Here is a 16,766-nt window from a genome sequence, read left to right as displayed (position 1 = left end):
GCACTCATAGCTCAGCTGGATAGAGTACTCGGCTACGAACCGAGCGGTCGGAGGTTCGAATCCTCCTGAGTGCGCCACATTTCGAACGATTCACAGTGATGCGGATCGTTCAAGTAACCAGCGGTGATCTGGTCTACCAAGCGCTTACGCACTCATAGCTCAGCTGGATAGAGTACTCGGCTACGAACCGAGCGGTCGGAGGTTCGAATCCTCCTGAGTGCGCCAAACAAGAAAGGGCCTGCAGCGATGCAGGCCCTTTTTTCGTTTCCGCTACGCTAGCTAGCGCCTGCCCAGTACGCAGCCGTGCTCGTCGAAACTGACGGTGCGTACCTGCCCGCTGCTGTCGCGGAAACGCAGACGGTCTCGGCCGTTGCTGCTGGTGATGCTCTCCGGTTTACCCAGTGCGCTCTCAACATCACTTCGGGTCATTCCGGAGCGGATATTCCGGCCAATGATTGCGCTGCGGCGGTCGCTGCCGGTCACCTTGTTGCCGCAGCCATCATCTTTCTCCGCAACAATGGCCAGCTCATCGCTGCGCTTGCGCGTGGCTCTGCTCGCTGTAGGGGAGGCCATGGGGACTGCTTTCCCCGAGCTGGGCGTCGGGTTGCTTGCCCGCTGGCGTTGCTGACTTTGCTCTGCTGGGCAGCCCTGCTGACTGAAAGTAACGTGTCCCTGCTCGTCGACGCAGCGAAATACGTTTGCCGAAAATGCGGGATTTGCCAATAGCAGCAGGCTTGAACAAACAAATAGTGCTTTCATTCTTGTCCTCCGTGACTGAACAACTGCCTGCTCAGGCTACTCAATAAAACTGCTCGATCCATGCGTGTCTTGTCGCAGCGTGAAGACGTCGACAGATTGTCGGATCGGCTTTGGCCGGACGGGCTGCGATTTTCCCTGTGTGTGCTCTGCAAGTGGCTGTGATGGCGGCAGTTGAGCGCGTTTAGCTCGCCGGCGCGATGTTATGATTGCCAATCTGCCCCCGAGGGTTTGTGGAACAACCTTTCCTTATGGACTTACCCAGTAGTCGTTCACGTTTCCCGGTTACCGATCACGTACTGATTGATTGATTTCCCCTGGCGCGCTCCCGGCCGGGGGTGGAGTGCGCCATGACAGAAGTAGAAGCAAAAAAGCCACAAGAAACCCTGCAGGACCGTTTGGCGCAGGTGGTCGAACTGCTGCAACGCCATCATCGACTGGGTGAAGAAGACGGCCAGCAGGTGGTTCTGGGTGACAATGAAGACCAGAAGCTGATCCTCGTCGAGCTGCAGCGCAAGCTCGAAGAGCTACACCCTGCGGATGTCGCTCACATCCTCGAAGCATTGCCGCTTGATGAGCGCTTGACTGTCTGGCAGCTCGTTAAGGCTGACCGAGACGGCGACATCCTTCTTGAAGTATCCGACGCCGTTCGAGAAACGCTGATCGCCGACATGGACGATCACGAGCTGCTCGCTGCGGCCAAGGAGATGGACGCCGACGAGCTGGCCGACCTGGCGCCTGAGCTACCGCGCGACGTCGTTCACGAACTGATGGAAAGCCTCGATGCGCAGCAGCGCGAGCGGGTGCGCTCGGCGCTGTCCTATGAGGAGGATCAGGTCGGCGCCCTGATGGACTTCGAGATGGTGACCATTCGTGAGGATGTCAGTCTGGAGGTGGTACTGCGCTATCTTCGGCGCCTCAAAGAGCTACCTGGGCATACCGATAAGCTCTTTGTTGTCGATTATGACGGTGTTCTCAAGGGGGTCCTGCCGATCAAGCGCCTGCTGGTGAACGATCCGGACAAGCAGGTCGCGGAGGTTATGGCCAGTGATCCGGTGACATTTCATCCCGACGAAGATGCTTACGAGGCGGCTCAGGCTTTCGAGCGTTATGACTTGGTCTCTACGCCGGTTGTCGACAAGAGCGGCAAACTGATCGGCCGTCTGACCATTGATGAAATGGTCGACCTGATTCGCGAGGAGAGCGAGAGCGAAGTCCTCAATATGGCCGGTCTGCGTGAGGAGGAGGATATCTTTGCCTCGGTCTGGAAATCCGTCCGCAACCGCTGGGCCTGGCTGGCTGTAAATCTGGTCACCGCGTTCATTGCTTCACGGGTAATTGGCCTGTTCGATGGGTCGATCGAGAAGCTTGTAGCGCTGGCAGCCCTGATGCCAATTGTCGCAGGCATTGGCGGTAACTCGGGTAACCAGACCATCACCATGATCGTGCGCGCAATGGCGCTGGATCAGGTAGGGACCGGTAATACAGCCCGCCTGCTACGCAAGGAGGTCGGTGTGGGGCTGGTCAATGGCGTTGTGTGGGGCGGCGTCATTGGCGCTGTGGCCTGGTGGCTGTACGGCAGCTGGTCTCTGGGCCTGGTGATGACTACAGCGATGACCCTGAATCTTTTGCTGGCGGCCCTCATGGGAGTGCTGATTCCAATGACGCTGACGCGGCTGGGTCGCGATCCGGCATTAGGCGCAAGCGTAATGATCACCGCTATGACTGATAGCGGCGGTTTCTTCATTTTCCTTGGTTTAGCGACTATTTTTCTCCTGTAACGGCAGTTTTCGCGCCTTATTGGGGTTTGCCTTGTTTCGTTGTTTCGGGCTAAGGTTCGGCCGTTTCGCGTGTCGCGAAACGAGTCCGAACTAACGCAGCGAATAACAAGCGGCTTGAGCTGCTGACAAGGGAACCCCCGATGACCTCCAGCCAACTCCTGCTCGAAGGTGTCGAACTCATGCTATTCGGCATCGGTTCCGTCTTCGTTTTCCTTATTCTGTTGATCCTTTGCATTCGCCTGATGTCCTACCTGACCGGTCGCTTTGTTAGCGCGCCGATGCCTAGGGTAGTGGCTGCGCCCGCCACAAGCGTCGCGACAGATGCGGATACTCTTGCAGCCATCCAGGCCGCGATTCATCAACACCGCGCGCGACGCGGTTGACTCTGGAAAGGGAGTTCCTTCCATGACCATTGCTAAACAGCCGCTCGGCATAACCGATGTGGTGCTGCGTGATGCGCACCAATCCATCCTGGCCACCCGTGTCCGTCTGGAAGACATGTTGCCCATCGCAGGAAAACTCGACCAGGTAGGTTTCTGGTCGGTGGAGAGCTGGGGGGGCGCGACCTTCGATGCATGCATTCGCTATTTGGGGGAAGACCCCTGGGAGCGCATTCGCGAACTCAAGAAAGCGATGCCCAACACGCGCCAGCAGATGTTGCTGCGTGGTCAGAATCTGCTGGGCTATCGCCACTACGCGGATGACGTGGTGGAAAAATTCGTTGAGCGAGCGGCCGTCAATGGTGTGGATGTGTTCCGCGTGTTTGACGCGATGAACGATCCACGTAACCTCGAGACCGCGCTTCGTGCCGTCAAGCAGCAAGCCAAGCATGCGCAGGGCACTATCTCGTACACCACCAGTCCGGTGCACACGCTCGAAATGTGGGTCGATCTGGCCAAGCGTATCGAAGACATGGGTGCCGATTCGGTAGCGATCAAAGACATGGCCGGAATTCTCACGCCCTACATGGCGTTTGAGCTGGTGTCGAGATTGAAGAGTAGCCTCGCCATTCCGATCCATATGCAGTGTCATGCCACTGCTGGATTGTCTACGGCCGCGATCCTGAAAGCTGTCGAAGCCGGAATCGACAATGTGGATACCGCAATATCCTCCCTGTCGATGACCTATGGCCATTCGCCGACTGAGTCCGTGGTGGCGATTTTCCAGGGGACAGAGCGCGATACCGGTCTGGATCTGGAGTTGCTGGAAGAGATCGCGGCGTACTTCCGGGAGGTGCGCAAGAAGTACGCGAAGTTCGAGGGAACGCTGCGCGGGGTCGATTCCCGCATTCTCGTGGCTCAGGTGCCTGGTGGCATGCTGACCAATATGGAGGGCCAGCTGAAAGAGCAGGGCGCCCTGGACAAGTTCGACGACGTCTTAGCGGAAATCCCGCGTGTTCGTGAAGACCTTGGCTTCATCCCTCTCGTGACACCAACCTCGCAGATCGTGGGCACTCAAGCGGTAATCAATGTGCTGATGGGTGAGCGCTATAAGTCGATCACCAAGGAGACGGCAGGCGTGCTCAAGGGTGAGTATGGCGCGGCGCCTGCGCCATTCAATACGGAGCTGCAGGCGCGTGTGTTGGATGGTGCCGAGCTGATCACCTGCCGTCCTGCGGATCTGTTGCAGCCGGAAATGGATCGTCTGACCAGCGAGTTGAATGGAATTGCACAGGAGAAGGGTATCAAGCTGGCCGTAGACTCGATCGATGATGTGCTGACCTATGCATTGTTCCCTCAGATCGGTTTGAAGTTTCTCGAGAACCGCGGCAACGCAGCAGCATTCGAGCCGGCACCGAGCGGAAATGATTTTCCTGCGCGTGAAGCCGGGAAGCCGGAGGTATACACCGTCGAAGTCAACGGCAAGTCATTTGTCGTGCAGGTTTCCGATGGTGGTGACATCGAAGGTATCAAATCCCTGGGAGGCGATGCTGTAGCGCCTGTAGCAGCTGACGCAGGAGCGGCTGTGCCGGCCGGTGGAGAAACGCAAGCGGCGCCGTTGGCGGGCAACATCTTCAAGGTGCTGGTGCAGCCCGGGCAACTGGTTCAGGAAGGCGACCTTGTGATGATCCTCGAAGCCATGAAGATGGAGACCGAGATTCGCGCGTTCAAGGCCGGCACCGTCGCTTCGGTCAACGTCAAGGTTGGCGACGCGGTCTCGGTCGGCGACAGCCTGCTGAGCATCGCTTAAGGGGAGTTGCATGGAAAAGTTGCTCAAGCTGTGGCAGGGAACCGGGCTTTATCATCTGGAGCCGGGCCAGGCGTTGATGATTGTCATCTGCCTCGGGCTGATCTATCTGGCCATCCGCAAAGGGTTTGAGCCATTGCTGCTGATACCCATCGGTTTCGGCGGCATCCTGGCGAACATTCCAGTGGCCAACATGGCAGAAGGTGCGGGAATCCTGCATCTGTTCTATGAGGTAGGCCTGCCGACCAGTGTTTTCCCGCTTTTGATCTTCATGGGAGTTGGCGCAATGACGGACTTTGGTCCGATGCTCGCTAATCCCAAGACCCTGCTGCTCGGCGCAGCTGCCCAATTTGGCATCTTTGCCACATTGCTTGGTGCGCTGGCGCTCACCGCTGCAGGAATTCCGGGAATGGAGTTCACGCTGCGTGAAGCGGCTTCAATCGCCATCATTGGCGGTGCGGACGGTCCGACGTCGATTTTCGTGACGTCCAAGCTCGCACCGGAGCTGCTTGGCCCTATCGCCGTGGCGGCGTACTCCTACATGGCACTGGTGCCGCTAATCCAGCCGCCGATCATGCGGGCACTAACCACCAAGGAGGAGCGGGCAATCGTAATGACCCAGCTGCGTCATGTTGGTCAGATCGAAAAGATCGTCTTTCCACTGGTGCTCTGCCTTCTTGTGGGCATGCTGTTGCCTGATGCCGCGCCGCTGATAGGCATGTTTGCGTTTGGTAACCTGTTGCGTGAGTGTGGAGTAGTCGATCGACTGGCGGACACTTCGCGTAATGCCCTGATCAACATTGTCACCATCGCGTTGGGTTTGACGGTGGGTTCAAAGTTGTCAGCAGATGCTTTTCTGCAGATGAAAACCCTTGGGATTTTGGTGCTTGGTATGGTTGCCTTCTGTGGCGGTACCGCGGCTGGAATTATCATGGCCAAAGTTATGAACCGCTTCAGTCAGAACAAGATCAACCCGCTGATTGGGTCGGCAGGTGTCTCGGCAGTGCCCATGGCGGCCCGTGTCTCAAACAAGGTTGGTCTGGAGGCCAATCCGCAGAACTTCCTGCTGATGCACGCAATGGGGCCGAATGTGGCGGGGGTCATCGGATCCGCTGTAGCTGCAGGGGTACTCCTTAACTTTGTAGGCTAGCTATCGTATTGCGAGGCGCTGCTAACGGTGCGCCTGGCGCTCTCTGCCGCCGCAGTGGTCAATGGCCTCTGCGGCTTTTTTGCTCTGCGCTTGAGGCCTTTGATCAAACCGCTTTTTCCAGGCCAAGACCGACTCCCTCAAAAGAAATGCTAGGTGTACTTTGTGGGCTGTGGTTGTCGGCGAGGCGGTGGAGCAGGAAGAATCTACGGCGCGGGCCAACGCGCAAGGCGAGCTTGAGCAGAGCCGATTGAGTGCTGTTTGGAGGGGGCTGTAACAAAGCTGGCTATAGGCTTGTTAGCCAGCGATCTGGCGCTCTAAGGCGTCAGTAGAAGGTGGCTTAGGACCCTGTGGGCAGGGTCCTAGCGTGAGGATCAGCTATCCTCTTTTGCCAGCTCAGTGTCTTGCGCAATCAGTGCGATCAACGCGTTTTGCTGACGATGGGCAAGTTGGCGAAAGCGCTGAAGGAGCTCGCGTTCATGTAGCGACAGCTCCGGACTATCTAGGCGCATACTCAGATCATCATCCAGAGCGCCTTCCTGCAATAGGCTTTGCTCAAGTCTCGCGATGATCTCCGAGTTCATGCTGCGATGGTGGTTACGCGCCACTTCAGCGATGCGCTCGCGCATACCGTCGGGAAGTCGAACCACAAATTTGTCAGCCGTACGGCTGGAGTAAACTGCCTGTTTCATAGGGCGCATAATTAACCGGTAGTCAAGTGGGCGTGCTGGCGTATTGCCGGGGTAGTCACCGGTCTGACAACCACCAGTACCTACTGTTCCGCCCTCAAGAGAAAAATATGAGGACGGCTTGCTGGCGCCAATTGTACGACGATGCTGAAAATAGTAAAGATGCCGTGCTATCAAAGTGCCTTTACTGTGATGCAGTCCCTGATCAGGCCCGTTACTCCAGGAAGAAAAAGCTCTAGCGCAGCACCGGATCGAATTTTATCTTTCGTCCAACCATCATGCTGAACAGGAAGAACAGGCCGAAAATGACGACCCCTGCCTTGGAGATTGCGCTCAGCGTGTCGCTTTCATGCGGGCTGAGGAAGGCGCCGTATGCGCAAGCGGCGGTGAGTAAGAGCAAAGAAAATGCGATTCTCGACATGGGTATAACTCCTTTGCGGAACGATCCGCTATAAATCCGATCCTTAGAAGACCCAGCGCTGCGGTTGAGACAAAGTGCTGGTATCTGTTGTGCTAAGCGTAGTGGTGTGGACGTTCTGGACAGCGCTAGTGTGCTGGATCGTCAGCTGTGGTGATGGCTCGTACTGGAGTGATTGCGTTTCGGCCGAGGAGAACTGCAGTGCAGTCAATGCGGCAAACGCGAGTCCAGTGCTGAGGAGAGAAACCGGCTTGATCATGAGCGTGATCCTTCGCGTCACGTTAGGTTAGTTCTCATATTGCAGCTGTTGTGCCAACTTCTTTTTATAGATTATTCGTTTTAAATCAATAAGTTAGTGAGTCTAAGCTTGGCGAGTGGCTTGCGCTTTGCACGGATGCCCTTGGGCGACCGTGCAATTTGCAATGAGATGATTGCGCACTTATCCACTTAGCTATGGTCCCAGCGCCTGAAGCTAGGATGTAACATCGCCAGGCATGACAAACTCCCCGTGGCTCGTTAACATGCGCGCCGCGCAATAAGTCCCAGTAGCTCAATTGGATAGAGCATCCCCCTCCTAAGGGGAAGGTTGGTGGTTCGAACCCACTCTGGGACGCCACGCGGCTCGCGAACTGCGGCCGAGGTGGCCTTCTTCGGTGCTACACCCGTCTGCCGCCGAATATCCACGCTTCGGCAATCCCTTGCGTTGTCGAATCCCTAGAGACTCACAGTCTTCAGCTCGTGAGGGTCGTGCGGGCAGTCTGCTCTTGATTTCTCCAGGTCTTGCCCCCTGCGCGCGCCCAGCGCATGCATCGAATGCGGTGCGTTGCTGCACCTTTCGTTCGTCGCTCTTGGATGCTCGTACGAATCAGGCTTCTTTGGGAGGTCGATGCGGGCGGGCAGTTGGTTTCGCCCCGGCGCGGGCCGGTACTCGCGTTTTGTTTGTCGAATGCGCTACGGTGCAGGTCCGACAAATGTGTCCGGTTGGTGGGCCGATTGCCGTGAGTGCACATTACACGTCTCGTGAGGCGCTCCAGCTTCAGCTGCGGGCCCTGGGTCTCGTCGATCAAGGGCTTCTTGGCGACTTGTCCGATCTCGCAAGATTCCATGAAGTCCAGAAAGACGAGGTCATTATCAGGGCCGGGCAACTGCCTACCCAGTTTTACGTGGTGCTTAAAGGTCTAGTTCGCTACTACTACCTGTCCCCAAGCGGCAAGGAGTGGAACAAGGCCTTCTTCCATGAGGGGCGATTGATTGGCTCGCTCAGTTCATTTCTGAGGTGCCAGCCGTGCTCTTACACAATTGCAGCGCTGGAGCCTTGTTATTTGGCAGCCTTCCCGGTCAGCATTTTTCAGGCCGGGTGCAATGCGAACGCCCAGCTTCAGCAGCTGCTCAATCGTTATGTGCAGGACATCATGCTGCGTAATGAGCAGCGCGAGGCAGTGTTGCTTACATGTGACAGCGAGGCCCGCTATATGTGGCTGCTGGAACATCAGCAATGGCTGGTCACGCGCGTGCCGCAATATCACCTCGCCAGCTACCTAGGGATGGAGCCAGCTTCGCTATCCAGGCTGAAGCGTCGCGTGGGCGCGCTCATCCAGCGTTAGCTCTTCTAGCCGTAGATTCAGCCGCCTGAGTTGGTCCCTGCACCATTGTTCTTCGCCTGAGGGTATGTTCCATAACCTCACGACGAGCTCGCCTTTTTCGGTATGGCGGCTCTCGACTCCTATCTGCTCTATCCGCTCGCTCAGTAATTCGTGAAGCAGCAGCTCGGTGATGTTTTCCCGCAGTTTGGGCTTGAAGATTTTTCCAACGGCTGTAATCGGCAGTGCCTGAAGAATGATTACTTTCTTGGGGCAGGCGGCACGCTCTGCTATGTGCTCGGCAGCGTATTGTCGAAGCTCTTCGCACGTCGCTTCGGCTCCCGCGCGGAGCTGAACGTAAGCGACGGGTAGCTCGCCTGCATATTCGTCAGGCGCTCCAATGGCCGCGGCCATTCCAACGCTTGGATGCTGCTCCAGGCAGCTTTCGATCAATGCCGGATCGATGTTGTGGCCGCTACGGATGATGAGGTCTTTTGTGCGCCCGGTGATAAAGAGATTGCCTTCGGTGTCGATGTGTCCGAGGTCGCCGGTTCTTAGCCAGCCGTCGTTACTCACGGGTGATTTTTGGCCAAGGTAGCCTTGAAAGACCATGGGGCTGCGCACACAGACTTCACCGTCTTCGATACGCGCTTCAACAGGCGGCTTGATTTTGCCAACGCTACCCCAGACTGCGGGCCCGCTGAGATCGGGAAGTGCGATGACTCCGCTGCACTCGGTCATTCCATAAGCCTGGTAGAGCTCCTGTCCTGCTTTGGTGTGTGCAAGCTCGTGGAGCTTCAAGGGAACGGGGGCTCCGCCGGAAAGTAGGAACCTAAGAGTGCTGATGTCCGCGCCATTGGTCGGCGCGTCGAGCATCGCCGTCATGGAGGTGGGGATGCCGCTGCTGATCGTCACGCCTAGCCTCTCGACTAGATCCCAGTGGTACCGGATTACTTCGGGGTTCCGGAAGCCTGCAATCGTCGGAAGCACCAGTTCACCGCCAGCCCCCAAGATGGCAAGGCTGTTTACGATGGCTCCGGCTACGTGAAAAATGGGCAGCCCGTTAATCGCGATATCTGTCCCCGTCAGTTGCATGCTATCGATCACGGCAGCCGCGGCAGCTAACTGATTGGCGTGGGTATGACAGGCCAGTTTTGGCGTGCCGGTAGTTCCGCCCGTATGGTAATAGGCCGCAATATCTTCGGCGGTGGGTGCGCCTGTTTTACGTAAGGGCTCGTCGTCGTAGTGAAGAACTTCGGAGTCGTAGCCTGGCTCGTCGGTTGGACCATAAACCGAGATACAGGCTGGTCTACCTGGCAGGCGTTTGGCTACCCTGGCGGCTTTCTCCCAGAGTTCGGCTCCGTGACTTGGGCTCAGGGCAAAGATGATATCCGTCTGGGCTTTGGCCATCAGCTGGAATAGGGCTTCGTCACTCAACAGTGGATTGAGTGGATTGGCAATGCCGGCTGTTTCTGCCGCCCAGAGGAGTGTCTGGGCTTGCGGGATATTCGGGAGCAGCAGAGAAACGACAGGGTGTGATTTGCCTGTCAGGCTCCTGATCATATTCACGCTCCGATGAATACTCGACAGTAGCTGGCTGTGGGTCTGGCGGGCGGGGGGCTTGATGCCGTGGAGATCATCCACGAACGTTATTGCGGTTGATTCTGGTGCTCGCTCGGCAGAGGCAACGAGTAGTTCGTAGATGGTGCGGGGGCGATTGTTAGTCATTGTTATGCGCTTTTCAGGAACGAAGAACGCAGATAGTGGGCGGTGATCGTCGAGCGCTCATTAACATTTATCAACGGAGCGTCAATAGGTGCTAACTGGTGTCAGGCCAGTCGGCCTTGACCCGTTTACTCTATTCAGAGTGAGAGACCGGCAGGTTGGCTCAGCCGTCCGCGGTTATAGCCGTAGTGCCATTCGCAGTTCGGGGTGGGCAGCGTAATCGCAGGATTGGTTGCGCGGGGTTTGGGCGCAGCCGATGGGGCAGACTCTGGGCCTTCAGCGCTGAGCGTTGAAGGCCCTTTTCTGTATCAGCCGAATGGGCTTTCGTTATTCTCGCGGCGTGCATCGCGTTGAAGTTGATACACCAGTCGCTCGATCTGCCGCTGAGTGAGCCCGCTGAGGCGGTGGAAGCGTAGGCCGCACATCGAGGTGTTCATTTTTTCATCGATGACCAGATGGCGAAGTTCGACTTCGGTCTGGATGGCGCCTATAGGTAGTTTGGCAGAGAGCTCGTAAACCTGACCGGTCTGCAGGCTGCTCTGTAAGTCGCCTTTGATGCTCAGCTTGCATCCTGTAGCAGATATGTCGAGTAACCTGCCTTCGAGTGCCTTTCTTGTCGTTGTGCTGCTCAGTTGAGCCGCTACTTCGATCTCTTTGAGTTGAGCGCGGTATGCATTGCGCCGCTGGTGATAGGTCAGCGCCGCTGGCGTTGGTATCCAGTAGCAGCGTGCGCCGTTGATCTCGCCAACATGCACAGATTGGTCGCTGGTCCATGAGATTCGCGCGCCTTCATGGAAGCCCTCGATATGAAAGGGCTCGCCCTGCACGAGAAGACGCTCCCCGTCGTTGGGAATCAGTTCGTCGAGTGCGATCCAGCCGGTCTCCCGATTCATCTCGACCAAAAAGCTCTGGTAGCGCTGGCTGCGCTCGGCGAAGCGTAGGGTTAGCGGGATGTTGTTGTCCAGGAGGGGGCGTAGATTGGCGTAAATTTCGAGTGGAGCCGTCATCACCTTGGGAGGCTGCGGTCCTTCGTCGCCAAAAAATGAGCTAGACACGGTCCGGTGCTCTCCGGCGCATTGTTCTCACCATTGCGTTGCGTCCTTGTGCAGTCGTTCGTTCAGGCTTGGCTCAAAGGGCGCTGCTGCTTGGTTCTGGCTGCGCTGCCTCGATTGTCGTAGAGGCCGGGTGTGTCTTCCTTGCCCTGCAGGATATTCAGCATGCCGCCAAGCGCGCTCTGGTTGGCGCGGATAAGACGGCCGTTTCGCTCGTTGGCACTGCGGCAATGCTCAAGCTCGGCCTCCAGTAGCTGGGCCTGCTCAAGGATGGCTACACCGCTATCGGATTTGCTCGCTGCGGCTTCCAATCCCGTGCGGTCTGGAGTCAGATGCTGACTGATCAGCCACTGGCTGCGCTGCGCACCGTGCTGGCCAAGGAGAGCAAGCAGAGGTTGCTTCTTCGCCAGAATGGCTTCTAGGTCCGCCAGGTTGCGGTCACCCAGCGCCGCGAACTCTTGATCAATGAGCTCAAGGAGTTGGCGTGCTATGCCGATATCGTCGGTTAGCTGCTCAAGCAGGGCTGTATCGTGCATTTCGGGCTCTGGGCATGCTCGCGTGGGTGTTGGGTCCAGCCTCAGTGCTGCGTTTCGAATGCAAGCATTTTGGCTGCAACACGCTGACTGTCGACCTGATAGGAGCCATCAGCGATCGCCTTTTTCAACTCTGCAACACGCTCATGATTGACCGCCGGTTGGTCGTTCAGTTTGTCGGCAGCCTGCTGCAGACGCTGGGCTTCTGGGCTCAGTTGTACTGTGTCGTTGGTACTGGTGGTGCTTACGGTGCCGGGCTTGGGCGCCTCGCCAGCAGGTGTCTGCTGGGTGTTGCCGGCGCGCTCGTTGCCTTGCACGCCGTTGCGCCCGCTAGGGGCATTCATTGGGCTGTTGGGCCGATTGAAGTCGATGACCATGATGCAAACCTCGAAGGGATCAGGACGCTTGCCATGTGTTCGGCAACAATAAGCGAAACTTTAGCGCTTTTTTTAGAGGGGCACACGGGAAAACTGCATGGCCGGTTTGGTGACTACATTGCTACTTCAACTTGGCCAGGCCCAGTTACGCGCGCCCTGATTGTGCGGCCAGAGCGCTGGTTCTTCACGGGAATCTGCTTCCCAGGCGCGCCATCCGCCATTGCCTCGCCGGGCATGCGGACGCTGATCGAACCGCTTCTGGCGGTGATGACCACTTGATCGCCTCTGCGAACCACCTCTGCCATTTCCAGCTGATTCGGTGAGATCACCTGATCTGGCTGTATCGGCCGAGTCAGCTTGTTGCCCATCACCTCGTCTAGTCGCGTCAAATAGCCTTGGTTGAGAGCGGATATATCTCGCTCCGCGAGGCTAACGTCGCTGTCGCTGAGTATCGTATCGCGCAGAAGAGATTTGTTGGCGACGATCACTTCGCGATAGAGCTGGACTTGCGCAGGAACGAAAACCGACCAGGGGCTGCGGCCTTCGCAACTTACCCGCACCGTGACCCGTCCTATGGGAGGAGAGGTGTTGCTCAGTTTTGCACCCAGTGGCTGGTCGCATTGATTCAGGCGCAAACGAGGATCAAGGCGGCTGACATGAATCTCGTGCCGCGCATCAATTCCGCTTCGGCTCAAATAGTCGCTTACTTCGCGCTCAAGAAACTGCTTGGTCACGTCGATAAGCTGTTCAGGATGTGACATGGTTGATGCATGGGCGAGCTGTCCCATCGCGCAAAGCACGGGTAGCAGCACGTTTTTGCACAGCATCCGCCGGCTGCGCCAGGAAATAGTCATATGGACGTTCATGTCCGAACCAAAGCAAGGGGCGTGCCGCGTCTTTATTAGTCCGGCCCCGTTTATCTGCAAGCAGAGAGGAAGACTGGCATGGCCGGTGTACTGGATTCGGTTAACCAGCGTACCCAATTGGTAGGGCAAAACCGCCTGGAGCTACTGCTGTTTCGCCTAGATGGCGATCAGCTTTACGGCATCAACGTGTTCAAAGTGCGCGAAGTGCTGCAATGTCCTCGGCTGACTGTGATGCCAAAGTGCGGCAGGGTGGTTCGCGGCGTGGCGAGCATTCGGGGCAGTACGCTGCCTATTCTTGATCTGTCGCTTGCCACGGGCAAGTCGGCTCTGATGGACCTGGAAAATTCCTTCGCTGTGATCACCGAGTACAACAACAGGACGCTGGGTTTTCTGGTGAGCTCGGTAGAAAGAATCGTCAACCTGAACTGGGAGGCTATTCTGCCGCCACCCAAAGGTGCCGGGCGGGATCACTACTTGACGGCAGTTACTCATATCGACAACAAGCTGGTGGAAATCATCGATGTAGAGAAGGTGCTGGCCGAGGTAGCACCGACTTCGGAAGAGGTTTCACCGGGCGTGGTAGATGATGATACCCGTGCCAAGGCGCTGTCCTGCCGGGTATTGGTTGTTGATGATTCGTCAGTCGCGCGTAAGCAGATCACCCGCTGTCTGGAGAATCTTGGCATTGAGGTCGTCCAGTTGAATGATGGGCGAGATGCGCTCAACTATCTGCGGCGCATGGCCGATGAAGGCAAGAAGCCCGCAGAAGAATTTCTGATGATGATTTCCGATATTGAAATGCCGGAGATGGATGGCTATACCCTGACTACCGAGGTGCGGCACGACCCGCGTATGCAAGGTATGCATATACTCCTGCATACTTCTCTCTCCGGCGTGTTCAATCAGAACATGGTGAAGCGGGCGGGGGCGGACGATTTCCTCGCCAAGTTCCAGCCTGACGATCTCGCTGCTCGGGTGGCAGATCGAATCAGGCAGGCGGATGCAAACTGAGGCTAGTTCCTCTAACGATGGTGAGGCTTTATTGGTGTCAGTCGATCTGGATTTCGAGCAGTTCCGGGTATTTCTTGAAAAGACGTGCGGCATTCTGCTGGGCACTAATAAGCAGTATTTAGTGACCAGTCGTCTGAATAAGCTGATGGAGCAGCAGGGGCTTAAGACGCTTGGCGACTTGGTCAGGAAAATCCAGGCGCAGCCACGTAGTGGTCTGCGGGAGTTGGTCGTTGATGCGATGACTACCAACGAGACGCTTTGGTTTCGTGATACCTATCCGTTCGAAGTACTCAAAAGTCGGGTCCTGCCAGAGATGCTCAAAGCGGGATCCGGCCAGCGCTTGCGTATCTGGTCGGCCGCTTGTTCTTCTGGACAAGAGCCCTATTCGCTCTCAATGGCGATAGATGAGTTTGAACGCAGCAGTCCCAGTCAACCGAAGACCGGTGTGCAAATCGTAGCCACGGAGCTATCGGGAACAATGCTTGCCGCTTGCAAGGCGGCTGAATACGACAGTCTGGCCATTGCTCGTGGCCTTTCGGCAGAACGTTTGCAGCGTTATTTCGACGTGAAGGCCCCTGGACGATGGGCGGTAAAGGCGCCCATTCGTTCTAGAGTCGAGTTCAGGGTGCAGAATCTTCTCGACAGTTATGCCGGTTTAGGCAAGTTCGATATAGTTTTTTGTCGAAATGTGTTGATTTATTTTTCCGCCGACGTCAAGAAAGACATCCTCAAGCGTATTCATGCCACGTTGCGTCCAGGTGGCTATCTGTTCCTGGGCGCGTCAGAAGCGCTTAACGGGCTGCCGGAGTTGTACCAGATGGTGCAGTGCAGTCCAGGAATCATCTACAAGGCCAAGTGATCCGGCCGTCCCCCCGCGGCAGAAAACCGTCATGCAATATGACGGTTGCGGCAAAAAGGCGGTAAAGACTTGCCGCTTTTGACGCCTTCGGCCTCGCTGTATACCTCTTTTCCCTTGTAAATCAGTGCTTTGAAATCAATGGCACGGGCTTTGCTGTGAGTATGCGCAAGCAGACTTGTATCCGGCAGAGGGCCAGATCATGAGCATTAGTTTTGACAAGGCATTGGGTATTCACGAGAAGGCGCTTGGTTTCCGCTCGCAGCGTGCTGAAGTGCTGGCCAATAACATTGCAAACGCCGATACGCCGAACTACAAGGCTCGCGATCTGGATTTCAGTAGCGTGCTTGCCCAGCAGTCGGCCCGTAGTCAGGGCGGATTCGGTGTGGCGCTGACCAGTGACAAGCACATTGCGGCCGAGGGGATGGAAATAGCCGACGCATCGTTGCGCTTTCGTATGCCCGCGCACCCATCGCTTGACCAGAACACTGTCGATCTGCAGATCGAGCAATCCAATTACGCGAAGAACGCCGTTGACTTTCAGGCGAGCTTCACCCTGCTCAACAGCAAGTTCAGGGGGCTGATGAGCGCCCTGCGTGGCGAATAAAGGAGCCTTCCATGTCCCTTAGCAGCATATTCAACATTGCCGGCAGTGGCATGAGTGCCCAGAGCACCCGCCTGAACACTATTTCCAGCAACATCGCGAATGCGGAGACCGTTTCATCCAGCGTGGATCAGACCTACCGTGCCCGGCATCCGGTGTTCGCCACCGTCTTTCAGCATGCCAACGGCCAACCCGATCAGTCGCTGTTCGCTGGGCAGGATCAGGCGGGCGTCGGTGTCCAGGTGTTGGGCGTGGTTGAGGATCAAAGCGAGCTTCAAGCCCGTTATGAGCCCAATCACCCGGCTGCCGATGAGGCGGGCTACGTGTACTACCCGAATGTGAACGTGGTGGAAGAAATGGCCGACATGATCTCAGCCAGCCGCGCATTTCAAACGAATGCCGAGCTGATGAATACGGCCAAAACCATGTTGCAGAAAGTGCTGACACTGGGTCAGTGATTGATACGAGAACGCACTTATGAGCACAACAGGCGGCGTCGGCGGTACCAGTTCGATACTCGACCAGTATCAGTTTGGTGAGAGCCGAGAGGCCAAGGGAAACGACCTTGGCAAAAACGAATTCCTTGAGCTGCTGGTCGCCCAGCTGAACAACCAGAACCCTCTGGAGCCGCAAGAGAACGGCGAGTTCATCGGCCAGCTTGCGCAGTTCAGCACGGTCGAGGGCGTCGAGAAGCTGAACTCCAGCATGCAGACCATTCTGTCTGGCTATCAGTCATCGCAGGCGCTACAAGCGTCGTCACTGGTAGGCCGCAAGGTGATCGTGCCGACTGATAAAGCCGTGGTGGATACCAGTGAGACCTTCAAGGCCAGCATGGTTCTGCCAACGTCCAGTAGCAACGTGTTCGTCAATATCTACGACAGCTCCGGGGCGGCGGTTAGCCGGGTCAACATGGGGCAGCAGGAAGCCGGAAATATCTCCTTCATGTGGGACGGCAAGGATTCCAGCGGCAATGTGTTGCCGCCTGGCACATATCGCTTCGAGGCGCAGGCTACGTATCAAGGTGAGACCAAGGGGTTGTATACCTTGCTGCCTGCCAACGTCGACAGCGTCACCCTCGGTCAGAACGGCGGGGAGCTGATGCTCAATCTTGCCGGTATCGGCAGCATCGGACTTTCCCAGGTCCAGGTCATCGGACAATAACCGCCGGCACTCTCGGCAAAGGA

19 protein-coding genes and 3 tRNA genes are annotated in these 16,766 nt (G+C 56.8%); 13 read left to right on the top strand and 9 right to left on the bottom strand.

The window, feature by feature from the left end; translation table 11 throughout:
- Both AAEZ08_RS10345 and AAEZ08_RS10340 read left to right on the top strand, forming a co-directional pair.
- A tRNA-Arg gene (locus tag AAEZ08_RS10345) sits at positions 1–77 on the top strand.
- A gap of 71 nt (positions 78–148) precedes the next feature.
- Positions 149–225, top strand: a tRNA-Arg gene (locus AAEZ08_RS10340).
- A 54-nt stretch (positions 226–279) separates the two neighbouring features.
- Here AAEZ08_RS10340 and AAEZ08_RS10335 read toward each other — a convergent pair.
- A complete protein-coding gene (locus tag AAEZ08_RS10335; RefSeq protein ID WP_102821430.1) occupies positions 280–759 on the bottom strand; it encodes a DUF4124 domain-containing protein in 480 nt (159 codons plus the stop codon).
- A gap of 347 nt (positions 760–1,106) precedes the next feature.
- On the opposite strand from AAEZ08_RS10335, the gene mgtE reads away from it, so the two are divergent.
- The 4 genes from mgtE to AAEZ08_RS10315 all read left to right on the top strand — a co-directional run bounded on the left by mgtE (position 1,107) and on the right by AAEZ08_RS10315 (position 5,874).
- On the top strand, positions 1,107–2,537 hold the full coding sequence (gene mgtE, locus AAEZ08_RS10330; protein ID WP_003285252.1) for a magnesium transporter: 1,431 nt from the start codon (positions 1,107–1,109) through the stop codon (positions 2,535–2,537).
- A 140-nt stretch (positions 2,538–2,677) separates the two neighbouring features.
- Positions 2,678–2,920 carry an OadG family protein gene (locus AAEZ08_RS10325; RefSeq protein WP_058064150.1) on the top strand — a complete coding sequence of 81 codons (243 nt, stop codon included), beginning with the start codon at positions 2,678–2,680 and terminating at the stop codon, positions 2,918–2,920.
- Between the two features lie 22 nt (positions 2,921–2,942).
- On the top strand, positions 2,943–4,727 hold the full coding sequence (gene oadA / locus AAEZ08_RS10320) for a sodium-extruding oxaloacetate decarboxylase subunit alpha (protein WP_500124222.1): 1,785 nt from the start codon (positions 2,943–2,945) through the stop codon (positions 4,725–4,727).
- A gap of 10 nt (positions 4,728–4,737) precedes the next feature.
- Complete coding sequence (locus AAEZ08_RS10315) at positions 4,738–5,874, top strand: sodium ion-translocating decarboxylase subunit beta (protein WP_003285256.1); 1,137 nt, start codon at positions 4,738–4,740, stop codon at positions 5,872–5,874.
- Positions 5,875–6,245: 371 nt separating this feature from the next.
- On the opposite strand, the gene AAEZ08_RS10310 is transcribed toward AAEZ08_RS10315, so the two are convergent.
- The 3 genes from AAEZ08_RS10310 to AAEZ08_RS10300 form a co-directional block, all read right to left on the bottom strand.
- Positions 6,246–6,572, bottom strand: a complete 327-nt coding sequence (locus AAEZ08_RS10310; protein ID WP_058064152.1) for an Arc family DNA-binding protein — start codon at positions 6,570–6,572, stop codon at positions 6,246–6,248.
- 223 nt (positions 6,573–6,795) lie between these two features.
- A complete protein-coding gene (locus AAEZ08_RS10305; RefSeq protein WP_483031898.1) occupies positions 6,796–6,981 on the bottom strand; it encodes a PA3371 family protein in 186 nt (61 codons plus the stop codon).
- 43 nt (positions 6,982–7,024) lie between these two features.
- Positions 7,025–7,237, bottom strand: coding sequence for a hypothetical protein (locus AAEZ08_RS10300; protein ID WP_003279635.1), 213 nt, complete (start codon positions 7,235–7,237; stop codon positions 7,025–7,027).
- Positions 7,238–7,517: 280 nt separating this feature from the next.
- Here AAEZ08_RS10300 and AAEZ08_RS10295 point away from each other — a divergent pair.
- Positions 7,518–7,594: transfer RNA gene (locus AAEZ08_RS10295), tRNA-Arg, on the top strand.
- A gap of 382 nt (positions 7,595–7,976) precedes the next feature.
- Entirely contained in the window at positions 7,977–8,582 is a 606-nt protein-coding gene (locus AAEZ08_RS10290) for a Crp/Fnr family transcriptional regulator (RefSeq protein ID WP_157999788.1), read from the top strand.
- On the opposite strand, the gene AAEZ08_RS10285 is transcribed toward AAEZ08_RS10290, so the two are convergent.
- The 5 genes from AAEZ08_RS10285 to flgA all read right to left on the bottom strand — a co-directional run bounded on the left by AAEZ08_RS10285 (position 8,538) and on the right by flgA (position 13,099).
- A complete protein-coding gene (locus AAEZ08_RS10285) occupies positions 8,538–10,286 on the bottom strand; it encodes an AMP-binding protein (protein ID WP_181067544.1) in 1,749 nt (582 codons plus the stop codon). The genes AAEZ08_RS10290 and AAEZ08_RS10285 overlap by 45 nt on opposite strands.
- 305 nt (positions 10,287–10,591) lie before the next feature.
- Positions 10,592–11,338 carry a flagellar brake protein gene (locus tag AAEZ08_RS10280; RefSeq protein WP_036990675.1) on the bottom strand — a complete coding sequence of 249 codons (747 nt, stop codon included), beginning with the start codon at positions 11,336–11,338 and terminating at the stop codon, positions 10,592–10,594.
- A gap of 62 nt (positions 11,339–11,400) precedes the next feature.
- Positions 11,401–11,871, bottom strand: coding sequence for a flagella synthesis protein FlgN (locus AAEZ08_RS10275; protein ID WP_003279641.1), 471 nt, complete (start codon positions 11,869–11,871; stop codon positions 11,401–11,403).
- Positions 11,872–11,912: 41 nt separating this feature from the next.
- The gene (gene flgM, locus AAEZ08_RS10270) at positions 11,913–12,245 is read right to left on the bottom strand and encodes a flagellar biosynthesis anti-sigma factor FlgM (protein ID WP_058064170.1); all 333 of its coding nucleotides are present in this window, start codon (positions 12,243–12,245) and stop codon (positions 11,913–11,915) included.
- Positions 12,246–12,358: 113 nt separating this feature from the next.
- A complete protein-coding gene (gene flgA / locus AAEZ08_RS10265; RefSeq protein ID WP_058064171.1) occupies positions 12,359–13,099 on the bottom strand; it encodes a flagellar basal body P-ring formation chaperone FlgA in 741 nt (246 codons plus the stop codon).
- A 90-nt stretch (positions 13,100–13,189) separates the two neighbouring features.
- Here flgA and AAEZ08_RS10260 point away from each other — a divergent pair, with 90 nt between their 5' ends.
- The 5 genes from AAEZ08_RS10260 (at position 13,190) to flgD (ending at position 16,743) form a co-directional block, all read left to right on the top strand.
- Entirely contained in the window at positions 13,190–14,122 is a 933-nt protein-coding gene (locus AAEZ08_RS10260; RefSeq protein ID WP_003279646.1) for a chemotaxis protein CheV, read from the top strand.
- The gene (gene cheR / locus AAEZ08_RS10255; RefSeq protein ID WP_085987863.1) at positions 14,112–14,981 is read left to right on the top strand and encodes a protein-glutamate O-methyltransferase CheR; all 870 of its coding nucleotides are present in this window, start codon (positions 14,112–14,114) and stop codon (positions 14,979–14,981) included. Before AAEZ08_RS10260 ends, cheR begins: the two co-directional genes overlap by 11 nt.
- A 199-nt stretch (positions 14,982–15,180) precedes the next feature.
- Complete coding sequence (gene flgB, locus AAEZ08_RS10250) at positions 15,181–15,585, top strand: flagellar basal body rod protein FlgB (protein ID WP_003279648.1); 405 nt, start codon at positions 15,181–15,183, stop codon at positions 15,583–15,585.
- An 11-nt stretch (positions 15,586–15,596) separates the two neighbouring features.
- Complete coding sequence (flgC, locus tag AAEZ08_RS10245) at positions 15,597–16,040, top strand: flagellar basal body rod protein FlgC (protein WP_058064172.1); 444 nt, start codon at positions 15,597–15,599, stop codon at positions 16,038–16,040.
- A gap of 19 nt (positions 16,041–16,059) precedes the next feature.
- Positions 16,060–16,743: a flagellar hook assembly protein FlgD gene (flgD, locus tag AAEZ08_RS10240; protein WP_058064173.1), complete on the top strand. Its 684-nt coding sequence runs from the start codon at positions 16,060–16,062 to the stop codon at positions 16,741–16,743.
- Positions 16,744–16,766: the final 23 nt, after the last annotated feature.

Source organism: Pseudomonas sp. E45-MNA-CIBAN-0222 (assembly GCF_040310405.1).
GTDB lineage: Bacteria > Pseudomonadota > Gammaproteobacteria > Pseudomonadales > Pseudomonadaceae > Stutzerimonas > Stutzerimonas stutzeri_AC.
This window is presented reverse-complemented; position numbering and strand designations above follow the sequence as displayed.

Bases quoted from the DNA above. Each gene is read 5' to 3' on its own strand.
- AAEZ08_RS10335 (WP_102821430.1), bottom strand. From the start codon at position 759: ATGAAAGCACTATTTGTTTGTTCAAGCCTGCTGCTATTGGCAAATCCC.
- mgtE (WP_003285252.1), top strand. From the start codon at position 1,107: ATGACAGAAGTAGAAGCAAAAAAGCCACAAGAAACCCTGCAGGACCGT.
- AAEZ08_RS10325 (WP_058064150.1), top strand. From the start codon at position 2,678: ATGACCTCCAGCCAACTCCTGCTCGAAGGTGTCGAACTCATGCTATTC.
- oadA (WP_500124222.1), top strand. From the start codon at position 2,943: ATGACCATTGCTAAACAGCCGCTCGGCATAACCGATGTGGTGCTGCGT.
- AAEZ08_RS10315 (WP_003285256.1), top strand. From the start codon at position 4,738: ATGGAAAAGTTGCTCAAGCTGTGGCAGGGAACCGGGCTTTATCATCTG.
- AAEZ08_RS10310 (WP_058064152.1), bottom strand. From the start codon at position 6,572: ATGCGCCCTATGAAACAGGCAGTTTACTCCAGCCGTACGGCTGACAAA.
- AAEZ08_RS10305 (WP_483031898.1), bottom strand. From the start codon at position 6,981: ATGTCGAGAATCGCATTTTCTTTGCTCTTACTCACCGCCGCTTGCGCA.
- AAEZ08_RS10300 (WP_003279635.1), bottom strand. From the start codon at position 7,237: ATGATCAAGCCGGTTTCTCTCCTCAGCACTGGACTCGCGTTTGCCGCA.
- AAEZ08_RS10285 (WP_181067544.1), bottom strand. From the start codon at position 10,286: ATGACTAACAATCGCCCCCGCACCATCTACGAACTACTCGTTGCCTCT.
- AAEZ08_RS10275 (WP_003279641.1), bottom strand. From the start codon at position 11,871: ATGCACGATACAGCCCTGCTTGAGCAGCTAACCGACGATATCGGCATA.
- flgM (WP_058064170.1), bottom strand. From the start codon at position 12,245: ATGGTCATCGACTTCAATCGGCCCAACAGCCCAATGAATGCCCCTAGC.
- flgA (WP_058064171.1), bottom strand. From the start codon at position 13,099: ATGACTATTTCCTGGCGCAGCCGGCGGATGCTGTGCAAAAACGTGCTG.
- AAEZ08_RS10260 (WP_003279646.1), top strand. From the start codon at position 13,190: ATGGCCGGTGTACTGGATTCGGTTAACCAGCGTACCCAATTGGTAGGG.
- cheR (WP_085987863.1), top strand. From the start codon at position 14,112: ATGCAAACTGAGGCTAGTTCCTCTAACGATGGTGAGGCTTTATTGGTG.
- flgB (WP_003279648.1), top strand. From the start codon at position 15,181: ATGAGCATTAGTTTTGACAAGGCATTGGGTATTCACGAGAAGGCGCTT.
- flgC (WP_058064172.1), top strand. From the start codon at position 15,597: ATGTCCCTTAGCAGCATATTCAACATTGCCGGCAGTGGCATGAGTGCC.
- flgD (WP_058064173.1), top strand. From the start codon at position 16,060: ATGAGCACAACAGGCGGCGTCGGCGGTACCAGTTCGATACTCGACCAG.